At 61.0% G+C, this 20549-nt stretch carries 19 protein-coding genes; 15 read left to right on the forward strand and 4 right to left on the reverse strand.

Annotated features, from left to right (window positions below; translation table 11 throughout):
* Nucleotides 1-157 precede the first annotated feature (157 nt).
* From ACSQ36_RS02375 to ACSQ36_RS02390, 4 genes are all read left to right on the forward strand, one after another.
* Nucleotides 158-2464, forward strand: coding sequence for an NADP-dependent malic enzyme (locus ACSQ36_RS02375; protein ID WP_213768531.1), 2307 nt, complete (start codon nucleotides 158-160; stop codon nucleotides 2462-2464).
* A gap of 172 nt (nucleotides 2465-2636) precedes the next feature.
* A complete protein-coding gene (locus ACSQ36_RS02380) occupies nucleotides 2637-2924 on the forward strand; it encodes a hypothetical protein (RefSeq protein WP_436180777.1) in 288 nt (95 codons plus the stop codon).
* Between the two features lie 159 nt (nucleotides 2925-3083).
* Entirely contained in the window at nucleotides 3084-3602 is a 519-nt protein-coding gene (locus tag ACSQ36_RS02385; protein WP_346730649.1) for a ribonuclease, read from the forward strand.
* Between the two features lie 5 nt (nucleotides 3603-3607).
* Nucleotides 3608-4165: a barstar family protein gene (locus ACSQ36_RS02390; RefSeq protein WP_213768530.1), complete on the forward strand. Its 558-nt coding sequence runs from the start codon at nucleotides 3608-3610 to the stop codon at nucleotides 4163-4165.
* A 178-nt stretch (nucleotides 4166-4343) separates the two neighbouring features.
* Here ACSQ36_RS02390 and ACSQ36_RS02395 read toward each other — a convergent pair whose 3' ends face one another.
* Nucleotides 4344-5081, reverse strand: coding sequence for a 16S rRNA (uracil(1498)-N(3))-methyltransferase (locus tag ACSQ36_RS02395; protein ID WP_436180778.1), 738 nt, complete (start codon nucleotides 5079-5081; stop codon nucleotides 4344-4346).
* Nucleotides 5082-5195: 114 nt separating this feature from the next.
* Complete coding sequence (locus ACSQ36_RS02400) at nucleotides 5196-5609, reverse strand: VOC family protein (protein ID WP_062089626.1); 414 nt, start codon at nucleotides 5607-5609, stop codon at nucleotides 5196-5198.
* A gap of 373 nt (nucleotides 5610-5982) precedes the next feature.
* Between ACSQ36_RS02400 and tkt the strand changes: the two genes are divergently transcribed.
* The gene (gene tkt, locus ACSQ36_RS02405; RefSeq protein WP_436180779.1) at nucleotides 5983-8013 is read left to right on the forward strand and encodes a transketolase; all 2031 of its coding nucleotides are present in this window, start codon (nucleotides 5983-5985) and stop codon (nucleotides 8011-8013) included.
* Between the two features lie 92 nt (nucleotides 8014-8105).
* The gene (gene gap, locus ACSQ36_RS02410) at nucleotides 8106-9116 is read left to right on the forward strand and encodes a type I glyceraldehyde-3-phosphate dehydrogenase (RefSeq protein ID WP_213768527.1); all 1011 of its coding nucleotides are present in this window, start codon (nucleotides 8106-8108) and stop codon (nucleotides 9114-9116) included.
* A 111-nt stretch (nucleotides 9117-9227) separates the two neighbouring features.
* Here the strand turns inward: gap and fur are convergent, their stop codons facing one another.
* Entirely contained in the window at nucleotides 9228-9656 is a 429-nt protein-coding gene (gene fur / locus ACSQ36_RS02415) for a ferric iron uptake transcriptional regulator (RefSeq protein ID WP_213768526.1), read from the reverse strand.
* 201 nt (nucleotides 9657-9857) lie between these two features.
* Between fur and ACSQ36_RS02420 the strand changes: the two genes are divergently transcribed.
* From ACSQ36_RS02420 to ACSQ36_RS02460, 9 genes are all read left to right on the forward strand, one after another.
* The gene (locus tag ACSQ36_RS02420) at nucleotides 9858-10709 is read left to right on the forward strand and encodes an outer membrane protein assembly factor BamE (RefSeq protein WP_436180780.1); all 852 of its coding nucleotides are present in this window, start codon (nucleotides 9858-9860) and stop codon (nucleotides 10707-10709) included.
* Nucleotides 10710-10863: 154 nt separating this feature from the next.
* Nucleotides 10864-11661 (forward strand): 4-hydroxy-tetrahydrodipicolinate reductase, encoded by a 798-nt coding sequence (gene dapB, locus ACSQ36_RS02425; RefSeq protein WP_436180781.1) that lies wholly within the window; start codon nucleotides 10864-10866, stop codon nucleotides 11659-11661.
* 50 nt (nucleotides 11662-11711) lie between these two features.
* Nucleotides 11712-12419 (forward strand): MotA/TolQ/ExbB proton channel family protein, encoded by a 708-nt coding sequence (locus ACSQ36_RS02430; protein WP_436180782.1) that lies wholly within the window; start codon nucleotides 11712-11714, stop codon nucleotides 12417-12419.
* Nucleotides 12420-12475: 56 nt separating this feature from the next.
* Complete coding sequence (locus ACSQ36_RS02435; protein WP_436180783.1) at nucleotides 12476-12901, forward strand: ExbD/TolR family protein; 426 nt, start codon at nucleotides 12476-12478, stop codon at nucleotides 12899-12901.
* Between the two features lie 347 nt (nucleotides 12902-13248).
* A complete protein-coding gene (gene leuS / locus ACSQ36_RS02440; RefSeq protein WP_436180784.1) occupies nucleotides 13249-15843 on the forward strand; it encodes a leucine--tRNA ligase in 2595 nt (864 codons plus the stop codon).
* Between the two features lie 92 nt (nucleotides 15844-15935).
* Nucleotides 15936-16487, forward strand: a complete 552-nt coding sequence (locus tag ACSQ36_RS02445; RefSeq protein ID WP_213768537.1) for an LPS-assembly lipoprotein LptE — start codon at nucleotides 15936-15938, stop codon at nucleotides 16485-16487.
* Nucleotides 16488-16510: 23 nt separating this feature from the next.
* On the forward strand, nucleotides 16511-17629 hold the full coding sequence (gene holA / locus ACSQ36_RS02450) for a DNA polymerase III subunit delta (protein ID WP_436180785.1): 1119 nt from the start codon (nucleotides 16511-16513) through the stop codon (nucleotides 17627-17629).
* Nucleotides 17630-17714: 85 nt separating this feature from the next.
* Entirely contained in the window at nucleotides 17715-18992 is a 1278-nt protein-coding gene (locus tag ACSQ36_RS02455; protein ID WP_436180786.1) for a glutamate-5-semialdehyde dehydrogenase, read from the forward strand.
* Nucleotides 18993-19010: 18 nt separating this feature from the next.
* Nucleotides 19011-19427: a CopD family protein gene (locus ACSQ36_RS02460; protein WP_213768518.1), complete on the forward strand. Its 417-nt coding sequence runs from the start codon at nucleotides 19011-19013 to the stop codon at nucleotides 19425-19427.
* 17 nt (nucleotides 19428-19444) lie between these two features.
* On the opposite strand, the gene ACSQ36_RS02465 is transcribed toward ACSQ36_RS02460, so the two are convergent.
* A complete protein-coding gene (locus tag ACSQ36_RS02465) occupies nucleotides 19445-20221 on the reverse strand; it encodes a copper homeostasis protein CutC (protein ID WP_436180787.1) in 777 nt (258 codons plus the stop codon).
* Nucleotides 20222-20549: the final 328 nt, after the last annotated feature.

The raw sequence follows: 20549 nt of genomic DNA on the forward strand, positions 1-20549 counted from the left end.
AACCCGCTGCCGGCGTACGGCTGATGCTGCTTTTCCAGCCCTTGTCCAAATGGGCTATGTGCCGCGAATTGCCGGTATTGCCATCCGGAGGGTCGGTTGATTGGCGCTACAATGCGTTCGAACTTCTATTCTAATCTCGCCTAAAGCCAGACGCCTCATGACCTCTCCTGCCGATAGCGCCAAAGCCAAGCTCCGCGAAGCCGCACTCGATTACCACGAGTTTCCCACCCCCGGCAAAATCGCGATTGCTCCCACCAAGCAGATGATCAACCAGCGCGATCTCGCGCTGGCGTATTCACCGGGCGTGGCGTTCGCGTGCGAGGAAATCGTCGCCAATCCGCTGAATGCCGCGCGTTTCACCGCCCGCAGCAACCTGGTCGGCGTCGTGACAAACGGCACGGCGGTCCTCGGGCTCGGCAATATCGGGCCGCTCGCGTCGAAGCCGGTCATGGAAGGCAAGGCCGTGCTGTTCAAGAAGTTCGCCGGTATCGACGTGTTCGACATCGAGTTGAACGAGATGGACCCGCTGAAGCTCGTTGAAGTGATCTGCGCGCTCGAACCCACGTTCGGCGGCATCAACCTGGAAGACATCAAGGCGCCGGATTGCTTCATCGTGGAGCGGGAATGCCGCAAGCGCATGAAGATCCCGGTGTTCCACGACGACCAGCACGGCACGGCTATCGTTGTCGCGGCTGCTATTACCAACGGCCTGGTCGTGGTCGGCAAGAAGATTGAAGAAGTGAAGCTGGTTACCTCGGGCGCGGGCGCCGCAGCGCTGGCCTGTCTGGACCTGCTGGTTGAACTTGGCCTGAAGCTCGAAAACATCTTCGTGACCGATCTGGCCGGCGTGGTCTACAAGGGCCGCGTCGAGTTGATGGACCCGGACAAGGACCGTTTTGCGCGCGAAACCTCGGCGCGTACGCTGGCCGACGTGATGGAAGGCGCCGACGTGTTCCTCGGCCTGTCCGCTGGCGGCGTGTTGAAGCAGGAGATGGTCAAGGGCATGGCGCAAAAGCCGCTGATTCTCGCGCTCGCCAACCCGACGCCGGAAATCCTGCCGGAACTCGCACTGGAAGTGCGTCCGGACGCGGTGCTTGCCACCGGCCGTACCGACTATCCGAACCAGGTCAATAACGTCCTGTGTTTCCCGTTCATTTTCCGCGGCGCACTCGACGCAGGCGCGAGCACGATCACGCGCGAAATGGAAATTGCCGCGGTGAACGCGATCGCGGAACTGGCGCGGCAGGAACAAAGCGATATCGTGGCAACGGCTTATGGCATTCAGGACCTGTCGTTTGGTCCCGAGTACCTGATTCCGAAACCGTTCGACCCGCGCCTGATCGTGAAGATCGCGCCGGCGGTGGCCAAGGCCGCTATGGATTCAGGCGTGGCCACGCGTCCTATTGAAGACATGGACGCGTACGAACAGCATCTGCAGCAGTTCGTCTATCACAGCGGCACGACCATGAAGCCGGTGTTCCAGCTCGCACGCAGCGTGGATCCGGACAAGAAGCGCATTGTGTTCGCGGAGGGTGAAGAGGAACGCGTGCTGCGCGCGGTCCAGATCGCGGTGGACGAGAAGATTGCGAAGCCGATCCTGATCGGACGACCGGCCGTGATCGCTCAGCGCATCACGAAGTACGGTTTGCGTTTGACCGCTGGCGTGGACTTCACGGTTGTGGATACCGATCACGACGAGCGGTATCGCGACTTCTGGCAGACATATCACACCATGATGGCCAGGAAGGGCATCAGCGCGCAGATGGCGAAGCTGGAGATGCGCCGCCGCACCACGCTGATTGGTGCGATGCTGGTCAAGAAGGGCGAAGCGGACGGCATGATCTGCGGCACGATCAGCACGACACACCGCCATCTGCATTTCGTCGATCAGGTGATCGGCAAGAAGGAAGGCTGCAGCGTCTATGCAGCAATGAATGCGCTGGTGCTGCCGGGCCGGCAGATCTTCATTGTCGACACGCACGTGAACGTGGACCCGACCCCCGAGCAGCTCTGCGAGATCACGATCATGGCGGCGGAAGAAGTGCGCCGCTTTGGCATTGTGCCGAAGATCGCTCTGCTTTCGCATTCGAACTTCGGTACCAGCAACGCGCCGACGGCCATCAAGATGCGCGACACGCTGGCATTGTTGCGCGAGCGTGCGCCGGATCTGGACGTGGACGGCGAAATGCACGGCGACGTAGCGCTGGATGCCAACCTGCGCCGCGAAGTCCTGCCGGAATCAACGCTGGTAGGCGACGCGAATTTGCTCGTACTGCCGAATATTGATGCCGCGAATATTTCGTACAACCTGCTGAAGACGGCAGCGGGCAATAACATTGCCATTGGGCCAATGCTGCTGGGCGCGGCTCAGCCCGTGCATGTGCTGACGGCGTCGGCTACGGTGCGCCGGATCGTCAACATGACGGCGTTGCTGGTGGCGGACGCAACGGCTGCGGCGCGGTAAGGGTTCGAAGCGAGATTAAAGCTCGCCGGACAGGAATCCGCGCAGGGCTGGCGGGTTCGAGTAGAACTCCGGGAAGAGGGGTTGCAGAAATAGAAAGACGGATTGCAAAGAGGGATTGCGGCAAGTGGTCGCAATCCCTCTTTTTCATTTCCGCGACGATTGGACCGCATAGTTGCAGCGTTTCGTCGGCTTAATGATCGGATTCCTGATGGTCACGTCGCGCGCCGGAACAAAAAAAAGCGTGCCGGATGATCCGGCACGCCACGAGGCATGCAAGGGGATTTGCTTTCTCCTCCAAACAGCAATGATGCCGATTTTTACACCGTGGGAGCTTCGCGAGAGAGGCGACGCTGGCTCCGCTCCCCAAACCATGCATGAAGTCATTTTCAACCTAAATAAGATAAAAATATCTCAGACTGATCCTAAATATGATCGAGGCCTATTTTTTTGTCATTCGTGAAAAAGCGTTGGCGAGCCGCATGTAACGGTCAGATAAGAGGCAAAAAGCGCCTGAAAAACGGGCATCTTCCGAACCAACATTGATTCCCGGTGTCATTAGCGATACCCTTACGTCTTTAATGGTCGTCATATTTCTGGGTTCAAAGCGGGGACAGGTTTCGTGAAGCGCGCATGGTTTTGTGGGTTCATTGTGGCGCTTTCGTGGGTGTTGAGCGGCTGCGGGAAAAGCGGGCCGGATTCCCCAAGCCCGGCCGCGAGCGCCTTGGCAGGAGCGTCGCAGGCGGAACCGCCGCACGTGTTGCAAGACAAGGACAAGCTGAAAAGCGATCCGCGCGCAAAGAGCTGGCGCGATGCCGCATCAACGGGTTCGGAACCGTCGCAGACTACCGTCGACGCCGCACAATTGCCGAAACAGGCCGTTGTGACGCTGCGGCGGATCGAGGCTGGCGGGCCTTTCCCGTATGAGAAAGACGGCATCGTGTTCGGCAACCGCGAGCGTATGCTGCCGCCGCACCCACGCGGCTTTTACCACGAATACACCGTTCCTACGCCGCGCGCCCGCGATCGCGGCGCACGGCGGATCGTATGTGGCGGGCCCCGTCGGCAGGTCGACAACTGCTTCTATACCGACGACCATTACGTGAGTTTTAAACGCATTGCGGGATTAACTTCGGGATGAACGGCATGAGCGACAACATCTACGCGCACGACAACGGTGTCGCGGGTGATCTTTTCGCCGGCGATGGCAACATGTTTCAGCGAGTTTTGCGACTCCGCACGACAGACGAAAATCGACCCGACGACGAACAGAGCACGGCGCTGTCATCATTGAACGAGGGGTCTATGAGTCTTTTCAAGACGGTACGATCAAATATCGTGCAGTCGATCCGCGCTTTCAGGGTCCAGGATCTCGCCGACGAAGCGAGCAAGCTCGGCCAGCATTTTCTCTACGCGTATTGCGGCCAGGCCCAGAGCAAGCAGGAAGTGCTCGAAACCATCGCCACGTCGTTTTTGTTTCCGAAGCACTTCGGGAAGAATTACGACGCGCTGTACGACAGTCTCACCGACCTCGTGCACAAAGCCGGTTCGCAGCCGGGTTTCGTGATCGTGCTGGAAGCACTGCCTGTTGCGCAGAAATTTGACAAGGAAGGGCGCGAGACCTTGCTCGACGTGTTTCGCGAAGCAGCGGAATTCTGGGCCGAACGGCGTGTGGCGTTCAGGGTGTTTTACTCGTTCGCCTGAGCCGTTCGCCTGAACGCAAGCGGCAAGCGCCCGAGTTCTGAACAAGTTCCATGCGCAAGGCGTTGAGTTTTCTCGGCGCAGAGAAGTTAGAAAGCCGGTCATCGTCTGTTGAACACAGGCGCTGACTGGCTTTTTTGCGTTTTATTTCGAGATGGATCGCAGCGATGCCGCGGTTAATTCACCACCCGCCCCAGCGCGCGGCCAGTGCCGCGAGGACTGCAATACCCGCCGTCTCGGTGCGCAAGATGCGAGGTCCGAGACCAAGGGTGACAAAACCGGCATCGATAATGGCCGCTTCCTCAGCCGGCGAAAATCCGGCTTCCGGCCCGATCGCGATAGTTACGGACGCGGTGGGCGCGCTCGCCGGCAAAGAGGCAAACCCAAGCTGCGCTCGTGGCGACAGCAGCAACCGCAACTCGCCGTCTTCGGCGGGCGGCAGATTGCCGAGCCATTTATCCAGGTCCTGAGGCACTGCTACGTCCGGCACCCGATTTCTTCCGCATTGCTCGCACGCGGCTCGCACCAACGCCTGCCAATGTCCTTGCCGACGCGCCGCGCGTTCGCCCGATAACCGCACTACGCCGCGCTCGGCAGTGAGCGGAACGACGGACGTGACGCCCAGTTCGACCGCCTTCTCGATCAGCCAATCCATCTTGTCGCCGCCCGCCACACCTTGCACCAGCGTGACGCGATACGGCGGCTCCGCTTCGCGGTCGGTGAATTCATCGAGTTGCACGGTCGCTGTCCGCTTGCCGATCTCAACCAGACGCGCGCGATATTCGCCGCCCGAGCCGTTGAAGAGGTGGACGGTGTCGTCGGTTTGCAGGCGCAGGACGTGAACATGGCGGACGACATCGTCCGGCAAGGGCATGATTTCGCCCGCGACGAGCGGACTGGCAACAAAGAAACGTGGCATGAAATGACTCGCCCGGACGCCGTGAAGCGCGCGGGCAGGGAAGTGATGGAGCTTGAGTGCGACCTGATCAACGTTCAAGGTTCGACGAACAACCGTGAACGCGACGTACCCAGCCTAATTCAAATGCCGGGCGATTGCCCAGCGATACCCGTCCGGGTCTTCAAACTGCGCAAAACGGTCGCCCCAGTACTGGTCTTGTGGTTCGATCAGCGGCTTCGCGCCAACCGCGACTGCACGTGCGAACGCGGCGTCTACATCGTCTACGTAAAGATAGAACGATTGCGGCGCCATCAGGCCCGTGCTTTTCGGCGTCTTCGCGTGCGAACCATAGGCGCCTTCGGGGGCGAACATCAGGATCAACTGTCCGCGATACGTCATCTCGACGTGGATCACGGCGCCGTCGTCGTTGACGCTGTCACGCACCGCAAAACCTAGCGCCTGTTCGTAGAAACCGGTGGAGACACGGGCATCGCGAACGGTCAGGTAAGGCGTGAGCCACGGCACATCGGCGGGGCGGGGGTCGGACATAAGGGCTTCTCCTCGAGCTCGGCTTGATCAGTGCATTGTGCCATGACGCCCTTTGGCAGAAGGGCTGCGCGGATTTCTGTTGCTGCGCGACGTCGCGTCCGCTCGCTATGCCGGTGCAGGGAGCGTGCCCGCGCGAAGCGTTCGTTATGATCTACGTTCGCGGCGGCGGCCAATTGGCGGCCAATTGGCGGCCAATTCCTTCGGCGCCGCGACGGCCCTCGCGGCAGTGCGCCAAAGTCGTCTGCTAGAATAACCGGCTTCCGATCCTCTTCGTTTCTCGTCGCTCCGGGTGTTGAAAACGTGGTTTCATCGTTTGCTCCGGTGCGTCGCCGAGAATCATCCCAGGATTTTTTCAGGACCTACCGGACTCGACATGACGACCCCGAATTCCAGCCAGACCAGCCTGATGGCCAACGCAATCCGTGCGCTGGCAATGGACGCTGTTCAACAAGCCAACTCCGGCCATCCGGGCATGCCAATGGGCATGGCGGAAATCGGCGTCGCGCTCTGGTCGCGTCACTTGAAGCACAACCCGGGCAACCCGCACTGGGCTGACCGCGACCGTTTTGTCTTGTCGAACGGTCATGGTTCCATGCTGTTGTACTCGTTGCTGCACCTGACCGGCTATGACCTGCCGATCACCGAACTCAAGAACTTCCGCCAACTGCATTCGAAGACGCCGGGACACCCGGAATACGGCATCACGCCGGGCGTCGAAACGACCACCGGCCCACTTGGCCAGGGTCTGGCGAACGCGGTCGGCATGGCGCTCGCCGAAGCGCTGCTCGCGGCGGAGTTCAACAAGGACGGCGCGAAGATCGTCGACCACCACACGTACGTGTTCCTCGGCGACGGCTGCATGATGGAAGGCATCTCGCACGAAGCCTGTTCGTTCGCGGGCACGCTCAAGCTGCACAAGCTGATCGCGCTGTACGACGACAACGGTATTTCCATCGACGGTCACGTTGAGCACTGGTTCCACGACGACACCCCGAAGCGTTTCGAAGCCTACGGCTGGAACGTGATCCGCGCGGTAGACGGCCACAACGTGGACGCGGTGGACGCAGCCATTGCGCAAGCGAAGAACTCGGATAAACCCACGCTGATCTGCTGCCGTACGACTATCGGCAAGGGTGCGCCGACCAAGCAAGGCAGCCACGATTCGCACGGCGCGCCGCTCGGTCTGAAGGAAATCGCCGATGCACGCGCAGGAATGGGCTGGAGCTGGGAACCGTTCGTGATTCCGCAAGAAGTCTACGCAGCATGGGACGCGAAGGAAGCGGGCGCGCACGCGGAAGCGGAATGGAACAAGCAGTTCGATGCCTACCGCGCGAAGCATTCGGCCGAAGCCGCGGAATTCGTGCGCCGGATGAACGACGAACTGCCGGCCACGTGGGCGCAGGACGCGAAGAACATTATTGAAGCCGCGAATCAGAAGGGCGAAACCATTGCCACGCGCAAGGCTTCGCAGCAGACGCTCGACGGCCTCGCTGCGGCGCTGCCTGAGCTGCTGGGCGGTTCCGCCGACCTGACGGGTTCTAACCTGACCAACTGGAAGGCATCGAAGCCGGTGCGCGCCGGTGAGAACACGAACGAGATCCAGTGGGGCAACCACATCAACTACGGCGTGCGCGAATTCGGGATGAGCGCTGCCATCAACGGCATTGTGCTGCATGGCGGTTATCGGCCGTTTGGCGGCACGTTCCTGACCTTCTCGGACTACAGCCGCAACGCGCTGCGCGTGGCCGCCCTGATGAAAGCGCCGTCCATTTTCGTGTTCACGCACGATTCGATCGGCCTGGGCGAAGACGGTCCGACGCACCAGTCGGTGGAACAAACGTCGAGCTTGCGGCTGATTCCGCACTTGCAAGTGTGGCGTCCGGCGGACACTGTCGAGACCGCCGTCGCATGGACGCATGCCATTGAGCACAAGGGCCCGTCAGCGTTGATCTTCACGCGTCAGAACCTGCTGTTCTCGCCGCGTAACGACGTGCAGATTGCGAATATTGCGAAGGGCGGCTACGTGCTGCGCGACTGGAACGACGACATCCCGGCACGCAAGATCATCCTGATCGCAACGGGCTCGGAAGTCGAACTGGCGCTGAAGGCCGGCGAGAAACTGGCGCAGGAAGGCATTGGCGCGCGCATCGTGTCCATGCCGTGTACGAATGCGTTCGATCTGCAAGATCAGGAATATCGCGACCGCGTGCTGCCGAAGGGCGTCGTGCGCGTGGCGATCGAAGCGGGTGTGACCGATTTCTGGCGTAAGTACGTGGGTCTCGAAGGCGGCGTGGTGGGCATCGATTCGTTCGGCGAATCCGCGCCCGCCGGCGAGCTTTTCAAGTATTTCGGCTTTACCGTCGAGCATGTCGTGGAGACGGCGAAAGCCGCGCTCGCGGGCTGACAGGGCGCTGGGTCAGCGCTTATGACCCAGCCAACCCAGCGAACCCGGCAGCAGCGAACTGGAACCTTTTTTCAGCCATCAGGAGATAGATCATGACGATTCGCGTTGCAATCAACGGCTACGGCCGGATCGGCCGCAATACGCTGCGCGCCTTGTATGAAAACGGCAAGAAGCACGACATCGAGATTGTTGCCATCAATGACCTCGGCGACGCCAACACGAACGCGCACCTGACGCAGTACGACACGGCGCACGGCAAGTTCCCCGGCGTTGTGTCGGTGGATGGCGACTACCTCGTGGTCAATGGCGACCGGATTCGCGTACTGGCCACCCGCAATCCGGGCGAATTGCCGTGGGGCGAGCTGAACGTGGACGTCGTGATGGAATGCACCGGCTTCTTCACAACGAAGGAAAAGGCCAGCGCGCACATCAAGGCTGGCGCGAAAAAGGTCATCATCTCGGCGCCGGGCGGTAAGGACGTTGACGCAACCATTGTCTATGGCGTGAATCATCACGTGCTGAAGGCGTCGGATACGGTGATCTCGAACGCATCGTGCACAACGAACTGTCTCGCGCCGCTGGTCAAGCCGCTCAACGACAAGATCGGCCTGGTGAACGGCCTGATGACGACTATCCATGCGTACACGAACGACCAGGTCCTGACGGACGTGTATCACGAGGATTTGCGTCGCGCGCGCTCGGCCACGCATAGCCAGATCCCGACGAAGACGGGTGCTGCGTCGGCGGTGGGCTTGGTGTTGCCGGAACTGAACGGCAAGCTGGACGGTTACGCTATTCGCGTGCCGACCATCAATGTGTCGATCGTGGATCTGTCGTTCATTGCTGCACGCGACACGACGGTGGACGAAGTGAATTCGATCATGAAGGAAGCATCGGAAGGCTCGTTGAAGGGCATCCTGGGCTACAACACCGCGCCGCTGGTGTCGATCGACTTCAACCACAACCCGGCTTCATCCACGTTCGACGCGACGCTCACGAAGGTGTCGGGCCGTCTGGTGAAGGTATCAAGCTGGTACGACAACGAGTGGGGCTTCTCGAACCGCATGCTGGACACGGCCGTAGCACTGGCTAATGCGAAGTGATGCAGCGTTGTTGATCTGAAATCAAGCTGAAAAAAAGCCGCCGGTTTGCAAGAACCGGCGGCTTTTTTACACGTTGCGCGCTGAACCACACGCACGAACGGTTAATTGAAATCAGTTCTTTCTGTGTGGACACTGCTCCTTCGTACACGTGCCATACAGTGCAAGCGCGTGCTCGTGCAGCTTGAAGCCGCGCTCCTTCGCGATATCCTGCTGACGGCTTTCGATTTCAGCGTCGAAGAACTCTTCCACCCTGCCGCAGTCCAGACACACCAGATGGTCATGATGGGTCCCTTCGTTCAGCTCGAACACGGCTTTGCCCGACTCGAAATTACTCCGCGTCAGCAGGCCGGCTTGCTCGAACTGCGTAAGCACGCGGTACACGGTGGCGAGACCGATGTCGAGTTCTTCGTGCAACAGGTTTCTATACACGTCTTCTGCAGTCAGGTGACGCACAGGACTATGCTGGAAAATCTCAAGGATCTTGAGCCGGGGCAAGGTTGCCTTCAGCCCGATATTTTTCAGATCGGCGGGATTGGTCATCGCTAGGCATCCCTAGAGTACAATTCAAGGTTCTCATAGTAATGCGTTTTTACCGTTCCGGTCACCATCCGAACGAAATGGCGCGATCTCCGAAAGACTCCGAAACTTCTTGCGCCCCCACGGGCGATGGGCCAGGCGAAGGGTGAAATGAAGGGTGAAATGTTTCTAAAATCTTTATTGAATAGCCGGGAGAGCCGTCGTATGCGCGGAACCTTGATCGCTGCCGCCACTATGACCGTCCTGGCTGGTTGTTCCGCTTACGATAGCGTTACGCAAAGCATCGCGCAGCGCATCACACCGTATCGGATCACGGTTGTGCAGGGGAACTTCGTTTCAGCGGAAGCGGCGAGCCAGATGAAGGTCGGCCTGACGCGCGACCAGGTGAAGACGCTGCTGGGCACGCCGTTGCTGGCGGACATGTTCCATGCGGATCGCTGGGACTACGTTTTCTACTTCAAGCGGGGTTCCACGTCGGTCGTGCAGCAGCGTGATTTCGTCGTGTTGTTCGCGGGCGATCACGTAGCGAGCTGGTCGGGTGGCGAGGGTTTGCCTTCGAATCTCGAATTGCTTGCCGAAATTGACGGCGACAAGGGCCGCAAGCTCACCGCCGCTACGGCTGCGGCCACGGCCGTTTCAGCCAGCGGCGCCAGCGCAACGGACGCAGCTGCTGCAGCGGGTACGTCCGCTAGCGGCGCAGCGGTCGCGGGAACGGCGAGTGCGTCGGGCGTCCAGCCGGATGCATCGAATGCGTCGAACGCATTTGCCGGCGACGCCAACCAGCAAGCCGCTCAAGCCGCCAATCGCGCGACCGACGCCGTGCAGGCACCCACGGGCCGCACCCGCTCGTCGGCCATGCCGACGGTGCCGGGCAACCCGGGATTGCCGCCGAACGTCAACGCGGCAGGCAACTCGCAGATCCAGCTGCAACGTCGTCCGAATACGATCACGATCCCGGACAGCACCGCTGTGGGTCCGCAAGGCACGTCGCCTGCCCCGGCGAACACGAGCAACGGTTTAGGCGCGTCCTCCGTGCCGGCAACGACCACCAACTAAGCAGAACGGCGGGCCGACGTACGTTGCCCGCCTGCTTTGTCTGGTTTCGTCGAGACCTGTCCTGTTCGGGCGGCCGTGTGCCATGCGGCCGCCGTATCTGTCGTATCGCTGCCATGCTTCTGACTTCATCGCCCCAACTCACGCGAGACACGCCATGAAAATCGCCATTGCCGGCGCATCGGGCCGCATGGGCCGCATGCTCATAGAAACCGTTCTCAAGGACGCCAACGCCACGCTGGCCGGTGCGCTCGACAGAACCGGATCGCCGCAACTCGGCCAGGACGCGGGCGCGTTCCTCGGGCAAGAGACGGGCGTTTTGCTGACTGACAATATTGAGCAGGTTTTCGCCAACGCGGACCTGCTGATCGACTTCACGCGTCCCGAAGGCACGCTCGTGCATCTGGAAGCGGCGTTGCGGCATAACGTGAAAATGGTGATCGGTACCACCGGTTTCAGCGATGAGCAGAAAGTCCGCTTGCGTGCGGCCGGCGAAACAATCGGGATCGTGTTCGCACCGAACATGAGCGTGGGCGTGAATGTGACGCTCAAGCTGCTCGAATTCGCGGCAAAGCATTTTGCCGAAGGTTACGACATCGAGATCATCGAGGCGCATCACCGGCACAAGGTTGACGCACCCTCGGGCACTGCGCTTGCAATGGGTGAAACCATTGCGCACGCGCTCGGCCGCGAGTTGAAGGATTGCGCCGTGTACGGCCGCGAAGGGGTGACGGGGGAACGCGACCCATCGACCATCGGTTTCGCTGCGATTCGCGGCGGCGACATTGTCGGCGATCACACCGTGTTGTTCGCGGGCATTGGCGAGCGGGTCGAGATCACGCACAAGTCGTCCAACCGTCTGTCTTATGCGCAGGGCTCGTTGCGCGCCGCCCGCTTTCTTGCGAGCCGCGAGCGCGGTTTCTTCGATATGCAAGACGTGCTCGGTTTGCGCTGAGCCCGATTCTGAGCTGATTCTGAGCCACCCAAACCCCGGGGTTTTTTCCGATGGCTACAACCGGCATCATCCATTACCTGCAGAGCAGCGACGGCATCACGCATGGCGTCGCGGGCGTGCTTCTGGCCATGTCGGTGGCGAGCTGGTGTTTTCTCATCGTGAAGGCGTGGGTTTTGGTGCGCGCGAAGCGTCAGGGGCCGCGAGCCGTGCAGCGTTTCTGGCAGGCGCCGACGCTGGCCGAGGGCATCGCGGAATTGCGAAAAGTGGATCGGGAGCGCGTGTATCTGCCGCTCGCGGTTGCTGCATGGCGAGCCACGGAAGCGGAAATGCCGGGGGCGCTGATCGCGCATGTGGAGCCCGGCGAGCGGGTATTGCGCGCGTTGCGGCATGCGTTGCTGGCATCTCAGCGGCGGCTTGAGTTCGGGCAGGTTTTGCTGGCGTCGGTGGGGAGTACGGCGCCGTTCGTCGGCTTGCTGGGCACCGTGTGGGGCATTTATCACGCGCTCGGAAGTATTGCGGCGAGCGGACAGGCGATGATCGAGAACGTAGCCGGCCCGGTCGGCGAGGCGCTCATCATGACCGCGTTCGGGCTGGTCGTGGCAATCCCCGCCGTGCTTGCGTACAACGTGCTGGGGCGGCTCGTGCGGCAGATTTCGGAAGAACTCGACGGTTTCGCGCACGACCTGCACGCCTATACAAGCGGTGTGGCGCCGCGCCGCGTCAAGAGCGCACCCGTCGTTCAAGACCACGCGGTCTAAGACGTCGCGGTATTCAGACCTGACCCTTCAAGACCACGCATCCGGACGAGCACATCATGGCATTCGGCGGACTGGACAAGAAATCGAACGGCGCGCCAATGGCGGAGATCAACATGACGCCGTTGATCGACGTCATGCTGGTGTTGCTGGTGATTTTCATCATCACGGCGCCGTTGTTCACGCATGCTATCCGGCTTGATTTGCCGAAGGTCGCGTCGCAAGCCGCGCACGAGACGCCGGACACGATCACGCTTTCCATCGATGCCACCGGCAAGCTCTACTGGAACGATAAGCCGATCACGCTCGAGCAGATGCGAAGCCAGTTCGCAGCTGAAGGCAAACGCGCAACGCCGCCGGAGATTCACTTGCGGGCGTCGAAGGACACGCGCTACGACGTGATCGCGCAGGTGATGGGGGCGGCGCAGGGCGCGGGGCTGAACAAGATCGGCTTCGTGACGGATCAGGTGAAGCCGGCGCATTAGCACCTGGACGAGTGACGCTCCAAAGCCAAACCGACGCTCCAAAGCCAAACCAACGCAGAGCCCTCGACTGCAGCGCTTCGCCGGGATAAAAGTCCCATGCGCGACGCAAGCCCAAGGCGCTGGAACGCACACTGCCGGAACCTTCTGCCCCAACGGTATAATCGCGTTTTGGCCGCGCGGGCGCGCCCAACCGGGGTTGGAATAGCGCCAGGCAGCGGCCCGAGGGGCTGCGATCCTGGCAAAGCCCGGGCAGAATCCGGGCAGAACCCGCAACCGACGCCAGCCGAGCACCGCCGCCAGGCAGTACTGCCGCAACGCCGAAAGGCAAAACCGCCAAAAACCACACCATGCAAGATAAATACGTACCCGCCGACGTCGAATCCGCAGCGCAAAGCGACTGGCGCGCGAAAGATGTCTACCGGGCGACCGAAATCAGCGACAAGCCCAAGTTCTATTGCGTGTCCATGTTGCCGTACCCGTCGGGCAAGTTGCACATGGGCCACGTGCGCAACTACACCATCAACGACGTGATGTACCGCTTCCTGCGCATGAACGGCCACAACGTGCTGATGCCCATGGGCTGGGACGCGTTCGGCATGCCGGCAGAAAACGCCGCGATGGCGAACAACGTGCCGCCGGCGAAGTGGACTTACGACAACATCGACTACATGAAGAAGCAGATGCAGTCGATGGGGCTGGCTATCGACTGGTCGCGTGAAATTGCGTCGTGCAAGCCCGAGTACTACAAATGGAACCAGTGGCTGTTCCTGAAGATGCTGGAAAAGGGCATTGCGTATAAGAAGACCGGGACGGTCAACTGGGACCCGGAAGACCAGACGGTGCTTGCGAACGAACAAGTCATCGACGGGCGCGGCTGGCGTTCGGGCGCGCTGGTGGAAAAGCGCGAAATCCCGATGTACTACATGCGCATCACGGATTACGCGGATCAGTTGCTCGGCGACCTGGAAGGCCTCGGCTGGCCCGAGCGCGTGAAGGTGATGCAGCAGAACTGGATCGGCAAGAGCTTCGGCGTGAATTTCGGCTTCCCGTACGAGATCGACGGCGAGAGCAAATTGCTGCGCGTGTTCACCACGCGCGCCGACACCATCATGGGCGTGACCTTCGCTGCCGTTGCTGCTGAACATCCGCTCGCCACGCGCCTTGCTCGCGATAACGCGGGTTTGCAGGCGTTCATCGAAGAATGCAAACGCGGCGGCGTGGCTGAAGCCGACGTCGCGACGATGGAAAAGAAGGGCATGCCGACCGGCTTCTTCGTCACGCATCCGCTGACGAAGGAAAAGGTCGAAGTGTGGATTGGCAATTACGTGCTGATGAGCTACGGCGAAGGCGCCGTGATGGGCGTGCCGGCCCATGACGAACGCGATTTCGCATTCGCGAAAAAATACGCGCTGCCGATCAAGCAAGTGGTCGCGGTGCAAGACAAGACCTACAGCACGGACGCCTGGGAAGAGTGGTACGGCGAGAAGGGCGTGGGCACGCTGATCAACAGCGGCAAGTACGACGGCCTCGGTTTCGAAGACGCGACCAGCGCAATCGCCGCCGACCTGAAAGCGCAAAATCTCGGCGATAAACAAATCACCTGGCGTCTGCGGGACTGGGGCATTTCGCGCCAGCGCTACTGGGGCACGCCGATCCCGATCATCCACTGCGCGACTTGCGGCGATGTGCCCGTGCCGGAAGCTGATCTGCCGGTCGTGTTGCCGGAAGACCTGGTGCCGGACGGCACGGGCAATCCGCTCGCCAAATCCGAAGCCTTCGTCAATTGCACGTGCCCGAAGTGCGGCGCACCGGCGAAGCGCGAGACGGACACCATGGACACCTTCGTCGATTCAGCCTGGTATTTCTCGCGTTATGCCGCGCCGGACGCCACGTCGATGGTCGACGAACGCACCGATTACTGGATGCCGATGGATCAGTACATCGGCGGGATCGAGCATGCGATTCTTCACCTGTTGTATTCGCGTTTCTGGACCAAGGTCATGCGCGACCTGGGCTTGGTGAAGTTCGGCGAGCCGGCGAAGAACCTGCTCACGCAGGGCATGGTGCTGAACGAAACCTATTTCCGCGAAGACGCGGCGGGCAAGAAGACGTGGATCAACCCCGTCGACGTAACCGTCACGCACGACGACAAAGGCCGCCCGGTCGGCGCGGTGCTGAACGCCGATGGCAAGCCGGTGGTGATCGGCGGCGTGGAGAAGATGTCGAAGTCGAAGAACAACGGTGTTGATCCGCAATTGCTGATCGATGCCTACGGCGCCGACACCGCGCGTCTGTTCGTCATGTTCGCTGCGCCGCCCGAGCAGTCGCTCGAGTGGTCGGGTACGGGCGTGGAAGGCGCGAGCCGCTTCCTGCGCCGCGTGTGGCAACTCGCGCATGGCCGTGCCGATGCGCTTAAAACACATGCCAAGCTCGATTCATCGAAGTTCAACGACTCCGATCGCACGCTGCGCCGCGAGATCTACACCATCCTGAAGCAGGCCGATTTCGACTACGGCCGCTTGCAGTACAACACGGTCGTCTCGGCGGCCATGAAGATGCTGAATGCCGTGGATAGCGCGAAGGACGCAACGCCCGCCGTGCTGACCGAAACCTTCGGCGTATTGCTGCGTGTGCTGTATCCGGTCGTGCCGCATATCACGTTCCAGTTGTGGCAAGAACTCGGTTATGCCGATCTGCATGGCGGTTTGCTCGACGCATCCTGGCCGAAAGTGGATGAAGCCGCGCTTGAACAAGCTGAAATCGAGCTGGTCTTGCAGGTCAACGGCAAGGTGCGTGGCTCGCTGATCATGGCGAAAGATGCATCGCGCGAGGACATCGAAAAGGCGGCGGTCGCCCATGAAATGTTTGCGAAGTTTTCGGAAGGGCGCACGCCGAAGAAGGTCGTCGTGGTGCCGGGCCGGCTGGTGAACGTGGTCGTATGAGCCGGAGATCGCGCGCCATGAAAATCCTGGAGGACGTTGTGAGCAGGAAAGCTGTCAGCTTGAATTCGACCAACACGACGACGAAGCGCGCGATCAGCCGGCGCTCGATCCTGACGCTGGCGTGCAGCGCGGTGCTGCTGTCCGCCTGCGGCTTCCAGTTGCGCGGGCAGCAGGACTACGCGTTCAAGCGGCTCGCCATTAGCGGCGGCACGCCGGAAATGCTTGGACGCCTCCAGCGAGTAGTGGAAGGCGGCAGCGACACCGTGATCGTCAAGGTGTCGGAAAAACCCGACGCCATCCTTTCGCTGACCGGCGGCAACGGCATGAAGACCTTGAGTCTGAATGCACAAGGCGTCGTGCAGGAGTACGAACTCGACTACAACCTGAATTATTCGATGGTGGGCGCCGACGGTACCTTGCTGATTCCGCCGAGCGTGATTTCGCTGAACCGGGCGCTGACATATAGCGATCAGTTCACGTTGGCGAAGGGTATTGAAGCGCAGACGCTGTATCGCGACATGCAGTTCGACGCTGTGGACCAGTTGACGCGCCGGCTTGCAGTGGTGCGTTCGCTGCATCCGGCGCCGAGCGAGGCTTTGCCGGGCATCGCGCCGCGTGCGCCGTTGCCTGTGCCGCCGCTCTAAGCGCCGGAACGTCACGAAAAACCATGCAACTTCGACTCGACGCGCTCGACGCGCACCTCGCGAAAGGCCTGAAGGGCTTGTACGTTGTCTATGGCGACGAGCATCTGCTCGCGCAGGAAGCGTGCGACAAGATTCGCGCGGCGGCCCGGGCGCAGGGTTTCACGGATCGATCGGTGTTTGTCGTCGACCGTTATTTCGACTGGAGTTCGTTGTTGGGCGCGAGCCAGTCGATGTCGCTCTTCGGCGACCGCCAACTGGTTGAGTTGCGCATTCCCACCGGCAAGCCGGGCAAGGAAGGCGGCGAGGCGTTGAAAACCCTGGCCGCCGCCGATAACCCCGACGTCCTCACGCTTATCACCTTGCCACGGCTCGATGCCGCCACGCAAAAGTCCGCGTGGTTCACAGCGCTGAGCGGGCCGGGCGTGATGATGAAGATCGATCCGGTCGAGCGTGCGCAGTTGCCCATGTGGATCGGCCAGCGGCTGAGCGCGCAAAACCAGCGCGTGGCGCCGGGCGAGGACGGACGGCGGGCGCTGGTGTTTATCGCGGAACGGGTGGAGGGCAATCTGCTTGCCGCGCATCAGGAAATCCTGAAGCTTGGGCTTCTGCATCCCGCAGGCGTGCTGACGTTCGAACAGATCCATGACGCGGTGCTCAACGTCGCACGCTATGACGTGTTCAAGCTCAACGAAGCCATGCTGACCGGCGACGTCGGCCGCTTGACGCGCATGCTCGACGGCCTGAAGGGCGAGGGCGAAGCCGGCACGCTCGTGATCTGGGCGCTGGTGGAAGAAATCCGCACGCTGCTGCGCATGAAACGCGGCGTTGCGGCGGGCAAGCCGCTCGCCACGCTGCTACGCGAAAACCGCGTCTGGGGACCTCGCGAGCGGCTGATCGGACCCGCGCTCTCGCGCGTGAGCGAAGCGGCGCTTGAAAAGGCATTGTCGCTGGCGGCGAAGCTGGACAGGCAGGTGAAGGGATTATCCGGCGGTGGCGGTCCGCGAGGCAGCGCAAACCCAGGCGATCCGCCGCCCGATCCGTGGGACGGCATGTTCGAACTCGCGATGACCGTCGCGTCGTCGGGCAGTCCACTGCACGGCAAGCCGCCCGCAGCCGCGCCGGCTACTAAGCGCCCAGCCTGACAACGGCTTAAAATCGGTTGCTGGCATGCCGTCCGATCTGACAGCCTCGCCACATCAAGCGTCGAACGAACCCAAGAGAATGACGATGACCAACATCGACGAATACATGACCGACCTCGGCCGCCGCGCGCGCCAGGCTTCACGCGCGATGGCGCGCGCGTCGACGGCTGCGAAAAACGCCGCACTCAACGCGGTCGCCGACGCGATAGAACGCGAGCGCGCCACGTTGAAGGACGCGAATGCGCGAGATCTCGCCCACGCTCGCGACAAAGGCCATGACGCCGCGTTCATCGACCGCCTGACGCTTTCCGATAAAGCGCTGAATACGATGATCGAAGGCTTGCGGCAAGTGGCCGCGCTGGCTGACCCTATCGGTGAAATCAGCGGGTTGAAATTTCGGCCGAGCGGGATTCAGGTCGGCCAGATGCGCGTGCCGCTCGGCGTGATCGGGATCATTTATGAATCGCGTCCGAATGTGACCATCGACGCAGCCGCGCTTTGCCTCAAATCCGGCAACGCGACCATTCTGCGCGGCGGTTCCGAGGCGCTGGAATGCAATACGGTGCTGGCGAAATTGATTGGTGAAGGGCTGGAAGCGGCCGGCTTGCCGCAGGACGCGGTGCAGGTCGTGGCGACGGCGGATCGCGCGGCGGTGGGCAAGCTGATCACCATGACCGAATACGTCGATGTCATCGTGCCGCGCGGCGGCAAGGGCCTGATCGCGCGATTGATGGAAGAAGCCCGGGTGCCGATGATCAAGCACCTCGATGGCATCTGCCACGTCTACGTGGACGACCGCGCGGATCTCAACAAGGCGCTCAACGTGTGCGACAACGCCAAGACGCATCGCTACGGCACCTGCAACACCATGGAAACGCTGCTGGTGGCGCGCAGCATTGCGGCTCAGGCGCTGCCGGTGCTGGCAAAGGCGTTCCAGGCAAAAGAGGTGGAACTGCGCGTGGATGCCGCGGCGCGCGCCGTGCTGAACGAGGCAAAATTCAGCGGCCCGCTCGTGGACGCCACCGAGGCCGACTGGAGCACCGAATATCTCGGCCCCATCCTGTCGATCAAGCTGGTGAACGATCTTGACGAAGCTATCGATCACATCAACACCTATAGCTCGCATCACACGGATGCGATCGTCACGGAAGACCACGACCGTGCGATGCGTTTCCTGCGTGAAGTCGATTCGGCAAGCGTGATGGTGAATGCCTCAACGCGTTTCGCCGATGGTTTCGAATTCGGCCTGGGTGCCGAAATTGGCATCTCGAACGACAAACTGCATGCGCGCGGCCCGGTTGGACTGGACGGACTCACGTCGTTGAAATACGTGGTGCTGGGCCACGGCGAAATACGCCAATAAATCGAGAAAATGCCTCCGATGCTCTGGATCAAATCGCTGCACATAGTATTAGTGGCTTCGTGGTTCGCCGGCCTGTTCTACCTGCCGCGAATTTTCGTCAACCTCGCGTCGGAAACCGACGCGGCAGCCACGCGGCGACTGCTGCAGATGGCGCGCAAGCTGTTCCGCTTCATGACGTTTATTGCTGTGCCGGCGCTGGCATGCGGCTTGTGGCTGCTGCTGGTAATGGGAATCGGGCGCGGGCAGGGATGGATGCACGCCAAGCTGGGCATTGTCGCGCTGGTGATTATTTATCACGCTTATTGCGGGGTTTTGCTCGGGCGGTTTCAACGTGGCGAAAATAAACGTTCGCACAAGTGGTACAGACTGTTTAACGAGTTTCCCATCCTCGGGCTGCTCGGTGCGACGCTTTTGGTGGTGATCAAGCCGTTCTAAATTGCGTTACCGCATGGTCACGTCAAGCGGTGCACGTGTTGCCACGCTTGATTCGCTTCAGAAAGAATCTGTTTCACCAGGTCAGCCGACGTCTCCACGATCGCGTATTCATCCTGTCCCGGACCGCCCATTTTTACCCGTTCATTGCGATAGCGCATGCCACTGGGGAAGGGCACGCGTCCGGAGGTGTGGTACTCGACGCAACCGGTTTGCGCGACCAGTTGCGCAATATTGTTCACCCGCACGCCGGCGCCCGGCATGATCACCAGGCGCTCCCCGGCGGCCTCACGCAGCTTGCTGAGGAGCGCAGCACCTTCCGGTGCACTGGCTTCCTGTCCGGAGGTGAGGAGGCGGTTGCAGCCTGTGGAAATGACGTCTTCCAGCGCTTCAAACGGATCACGCGCTACGTCGAACGCCCGGTGAAACGTGACCGGCATGGACGCAGCCAGTTCCACCAGATGCCGGGTACGAGGCACATCGATATCACCGTCGGCGGTGAGCAACCCGATCACCACGCCGTCGACGCCGAGCCGTTTGCAGGCGAGGATATCTCGCGCCATCACGTCAAACTCGACATTTGAATATAGAAAGTCACCACCGCGCGGGCGGATGATGACGTTCAACTGTATCTGCAGTTTTTCGCGCGCGCTGGCGATGGCGCCGTATGAAGGGGTAGTGCCTCCTTCCAGCAGGTTGTCGCAAAACTCGACACGGCTCGCGCCGCCTTCTTGCGCCGCCAGGCATGAGGTAACCGAACCCGCACAGATTTCCAGCACGACAGGGGAGGTTGACATGGAGGGGTTTCCTCATTGAGACATAGCCTCGCAGCTTAAAGCACGCCAACCCGGGCATCGTCCTGCTCGTGCTTATTTCTCACGCTTATTGCGATGTTTTTCCCGGGCGGTTTAACGAGGCGAAAATAAGCATTCTCACAAGCGGCACAGAATGTTTAACGAATTTCCCGTCCCCGGATTTGCTGGTGCGACGCTTCTTGTTGTTATGACGCCATTTTAATCATCGTTACGTTCTGCTTCGTTAATCAAAATGCCGGCCCGCGCGCCGGCATTTTTGCGTCTGGCCGTCCCATCCGAATTCCCCATCGCTATTCGTTTAAGTAGGCGT

Source organism: Caballeronia sp. LjRoot34, assembly GCF_964253815.1.
Lineage (GTDB): Bacteria > Pseudomonadota > Gammaproteobacteria > Burkholderiales > Burkholderiaceae > Caballeronia.

What these genes read in the sequence shown, in the direction of transcription:
- ACSQ36_RS02375 (WP_213768531.1), top strand. Translation starts at nt 158, where the DNA reads ATGACCTCTCCTGCCGATAGCGCCAAAGCCAAGCTCCGCGAAGCCGCA.
- ACSQ36_RS02390 (WP_213768530.1), top strand. Translation starts at nt 3,608, where the DNA reads ATGAGCGACAACATCTACGCGCACGACAACGGTGTCGCGGGTGATCTT.
- ACSQ36_RS02395 (WP_436180778.1), bottom strand. Translation starts at nt 5,081, where the DNA reads ATGCCACGTTTCTTTGTTGCCAGTCCGCTCGTCGCGGGCGAAATCATG.
- ACSQ36_RS02400 (WP_062089626.1), bottom strand. Translation starts at nt 5,609, where the DNA reads ATGTCCGACCCCCGCCCCGCCGATGTGCCGTGGCTCACGCCTTACCTG.
- tkt (WP_436180779.1), top strand. Translation starts at nt 5,983, where the DNA reads ATGACGACCCCGAATTCCAGCCAGACCAGCCTGATGGCCAACGCAATC.
- gap (WP_213768527.1), top strand. Translation starts at nt 8,106, where the DNA reads ATGACGATTCGCGTTGCAATCAACGGCTACGGCCGGATCGGCCGCAAT.
- fur (WP_213768526.1), bottom strand. Translation starts at nt 9,656, where the DNA reads ATGACCAATCCCGCCGATCTGAAAAATATCGGGCTGAAGGCAACCTTG.
- ACSQ36_RS02420 (WP_436180780.1), top strand. Translation starts at nt 9,858, where the DNA reads ATGCGCGGAACCTTGATCGCTGCCGCCACTATGACCGTCCTGGCTGGT.
- dapB (WP_436180781.1), top strand. Translation starts at nt 10,864, where the DNA reads ATGAAAATCGCCATTGCCGGCGCATCGGGCCGCATGGGCCGCATGCTC.
- ACSQ36_RS02430 (WP_436180782.1), top strand. Translation starts at nt 11,712, where the DNA reads ATGGCTACAACCGGCATCATCCATTACCTGCAGAGCAGCGACGGCATC.
- ACSQ36_RS02435 (WP_436180783.1), top strand. Translation starts at nt 12,476, where the DNA reads ATGGCATTCGGCGGACTGGACAAGAAATCGAACGGCGCGCCAATGGCG.
- leuS (WP_436180784.1), top strand. Translation starts at nt 13,249, where the DNA reads ATGCAAGATAAATACGTACCCGCCGACGTCGAATCCGCAGCGCAAAGC.
- holA (WP_436180785.1), top strand. Translation starts at nt 16,511, where the DNA reads ATGCAACTTCGACTCGACGCGCTCGACGCGCACCTCGCGAAAGGCCTG.
- ACSQ36_RS02455 (WP_436180786.1), top strand. Translation starts at nt 17,715, where the DNA reads ATGACCAACATCGACGAATACATGACCGACCTCGGCCGCCGCGCGCGC.
- ACSQ36_RS02460 (WP_213768518.1), top strand. Translation starts at nt 19,011, where the DNA reads ATGCTCTGGATCAAATCGCTGCACATAGTATTAGTGGCTTCGTGGTTC.
- ACSQ36_RS02465 (WP_436180787.1), bottom strand. Translation starts at nt 20,221, where the DNA reads ATGTCAACCTCCCCTGTCGTGCTGGAAATCTGTGCGGGTTCGGTTACC.